We start from the raw sequence: 2,984 nt of genomic DNA, 5'->3' as shown, positions 1-2,984 counted from the left end.
AACAACCGTTCATCTTGCCGACTGCAGGAACGTGGCAATCTTTGAGATTTTTTTAAAGCAGGTTTCTAATTTAAATAAAATATTTAAAAGTTTGATAGTCATAATTTACTCATGATGGCTGTAGGTTATTACAATGAATAAATACTTAAAAAAAGAAAAAGGAAAAAAAGAAAGCAGTCTGAAATTGGACAGTCAGGCAGATGAAGTGCTATAAGTCCCGAAGGGCATTTTTTGGAGGAACGAAGAAAAATGTTATGCGCACTTCTCTGGCTGTGTCCAATAACTTGCTTTGCTTTTTTTCTTTTGAAGAAATTTCCTTGTCTTTAAAATTATATCTGCAGTATAATTTAAGGGGTAATGTCTTTTAAATAGTTTTATTTTTCAAATAATTAATCCACTTTTCTACTTCATTTTTTATTTCACCTGCATTATGTTTTGGATAGTGTTTTTTTACATATTCAAAGAATTCTGTTTTAGTATTACCTGTTTCCCATTCCATAACACTTAGATAAAGCATTGGCCATTTTTTGGTCTGTTGCATAAAATCATATAATGCATAATAAGGAGGTCCATAATACAATGAATTTTCAATAAGTTCATCATAGAAAGTTTTGGTAAACGCTTTTCTCATATCTCTGATAATGTTATAATTTATACGCAGTTTGCTGCCTTCACGGATTGCTACTGCAAAGGCAGACATACTTTTGTCCTGAAAAAAAGTATAAAGATAATTGCGAAATTCCTCTTCCATTACATCACAGAGATCCTGACTGTAAAAGGCATATTCTTGTTTGAATATTTCTAGAGAAAAATTATCGGAATGCTTGTTTTCGATAAATTCAATTATTTCCATTTCTAAGGCAATAATTTTTTCAAGAGACGGACTTCCTACGAGTCCCGCAGCAGCTATAATGTACTTTGGTTTTGAAAACAATTCAAAAAAATTACTCTTAAAAAATAGCGTCTTTCTTTCAAAAGTTATCTGTACATACAAGGGATGTGTCATGATTTTGCCCAAAGGAACTTGCTTCAGCTTTTCGTTGAAGTAGGTTTTATAGCTTATTTTTGATAGTTTGTTCATGCTTTTTTTACGAGATTTTGGAGTTTAATCTTTTAAAATTAGACTGCAGCTGATTATAGATTATTATAATACTTAAAATCGGTATAAATATACATATAAAGTTTTTATAAAATATAAAATTATAAAAACAATTTCGTTATCTTAGTGTTGTCAAGATAATTAGAAAAATGAAAAGGATGATGAACGTTAAGCAAAGTAATATGGAAAATAAAGAAGTCAATGAAGAGGTAAATGAGACAAGAAAAATCACACCGGAGAAAGCCTTGGAAATGTTAAGGTCTGAGGGACTGGATGTAACGCTTGAACAAGCCGGAAATATTTTGGATTTTTTGCGTAAATTAGCAAATATTACAGTAACTAAGTATTTAAAAACAAGAGGATGAAAATGATAGCAGACTTATATGTAAGAGTGAGTACAGATGAACAGGCAGACAGAGGATATTCTCAAAGAAATCAGGAAGAAGTACTGCGTAAATATTGTGAAATTAACTTCATTGAGATAAGAGACGTGATTTATGAAGATCACTCGGCAAAGACTTTTAACAGACCCAAATGGAATAAGCTTTTGCAAAATTTAAAAAAGCACAAAAACAAAATTGATCTTGTTTTATTCACTAAATGGGATAGGTTCAGCCGTAATGCCGGAGATGCTTATCAAATGATAAATATCCTCAGGAAACTTGGTGTAGAGCCGCAAGGTATTGAACAGCCACTTGATTTGACTATTCCAGAGAATAAAATGATGCTCGCTTTTTATCTTGCTGCTCCTGAGGTAGAGAATGATAGAAGGGCACTTAATACTTTTCATGGTATGCGTAGAGCAAGGAAAGAGGGACGTTATATGGGATACGCTCCAGCGGGATATGTTAACAAGGTTAAAGAAGACGGGACTAAGTATATTGCATTTGACCAGCCTGAGGCATCTATTTTGAAATGGGCCTTTGAAGAGCTTTCAAAAGGGATTTTTAATACAGAACAGGTTCTTTGCATGGCAAAAGAAAAAGGTCTTAAAGCAAGTAAAAATAATTTTTGGAGAGCTATTCGTAATCCTCTTTATTGTGGTAAGATAGTAATTCCAAAATATAAAGATGAAGATCTCACCTATGTAACAGGTCAGCATGAACCTTTAATATCGCAGACCTTGTTCTATAAAGTGCAGGACATACTTGACGGAAGATCAAAAACATATTTGCCAAAAGCAATTACTACTAAGCCGTTTCCACTACGTGGATTTTTTACCTGTCCAGAATGTGCAAAGGTATTAACAGCAAGTATTTCCAAAGGGCGCACTAAATATTATCCTTATTATCATTGTAGTGGAGGCTGTAAATACAGAATAAATTCTGATACGGCTAATGATATATTTCTAAGTGATTTAAAACAGTATGTTCCCATACCTGAGATAAAAAATCTTTATATTACTGTTTTATCAGAGTGTTATAGAGAGCAGACCAAAGAAATATCTGAAGAAAAGCTTAAAATAATAGCCCAGCTTAAAGATTATGAAAAAAGGCTTTCACATGCTAGGGATTTATTAGCGACCCAGCAGATTGATGCTTCGGATTATAGGGATATGAAGTCTGATTACGGAGCTGTAATTAATAGATTGGAATTGAAATTATCAGGTATCAATGTTGATGAAGATGATATTGATGATTTGTTAAAAGTAGGTGTAGGGAACCTTTTGAAGCTCAATGAATTCTATGATGTCGGGGATTGGTCACAATCACGAGATTTGATTGGTTCGATTTATCCCGAAAAATTTACGATTTCAGAAAATCAGCTTCGAACCACAAGAGTTAATGAAGTTGTTAGCGTTATCTATCTCATTAACAGTAGAATATCAACAAATAAAAAAGGGACAAAGAAGACTTTTTCTTCTTTGTCCCATGTAGTAGCGGGA

At 32.9% G+C, this 2,984-nt stretch carries 3 protein-coding genes; 2 read left to right on the top strand and 1 reads right to left on the bottom strand.

Annotation, left to right across the window (positions count from 1 at the left end; genetic code table 11):
• Nucleotides 1-364 precede the first annotated feature (364 nt).
• Complete coding sequence (locus EV143_RS21300; protein ID WP_133509914.1) at nucleotides 365-1,081, bottom strand: hypothetical protein; 717 nt, start codon at nucleotides 1,079-1,081, stop codon at nucleotides 365-367.
• Between the two features lie 200 nt (nucleotides 1,082-1,281).
• Between EV143_RS21300 and EV143_RS21295 the strand changes: the two genes are divergently transcribed.
• Entirely contained in the window at nucleotides 1,282-1,464 is a 183-nt protein-coding gene (locus tag EV143_RS21295) for a hypothetical protein (protein WP_133509913.1), read from the top strand.
• The coding region (locus EV143_RS21290; protein WP_133509912.1) for a recombinase family protein at nucleotides 1,461-2,984 on the top strand (1,524 nt) is incomplete at its 3' end. The genes EV143_RS21295 and EV143_RS21290, both read left to right, overlap by 4 nt.

Origin of the sequence: Flavobacterium chryseum, from assembly GCF_004362015.1 — a bacterium.
In the GTDB taxonomy this organism is placed as follows: domain Bacteria; phylum Bacteroidota; class Bacteroidia; order Flavobacteriales; family Flavobacteriaceae; genus Flavobacterium.
Note: the sequence above shows the minus strand (reverse complement) of the source record. Positions and strands in the feature narration are given on the sequence as shown.

What these genes read in the sequence shown, in the direction of transcription:
- EV143_RS21295 (WP_133509913.1), top strand. Translation starts at nt 1,282, where the DNA reads ATGGAAAATAAAGAAGTCAATGAAGAGGTAAATGAGACAAGAAAAATC.
- EV143_RS21300 (WP_133509914.1), bottom strand. Translation starts at nt 1,081, where the DNA reads ATGAACAAACTATCAAAAATAAGCTATAAAACCTACTTCAACGAAAAG.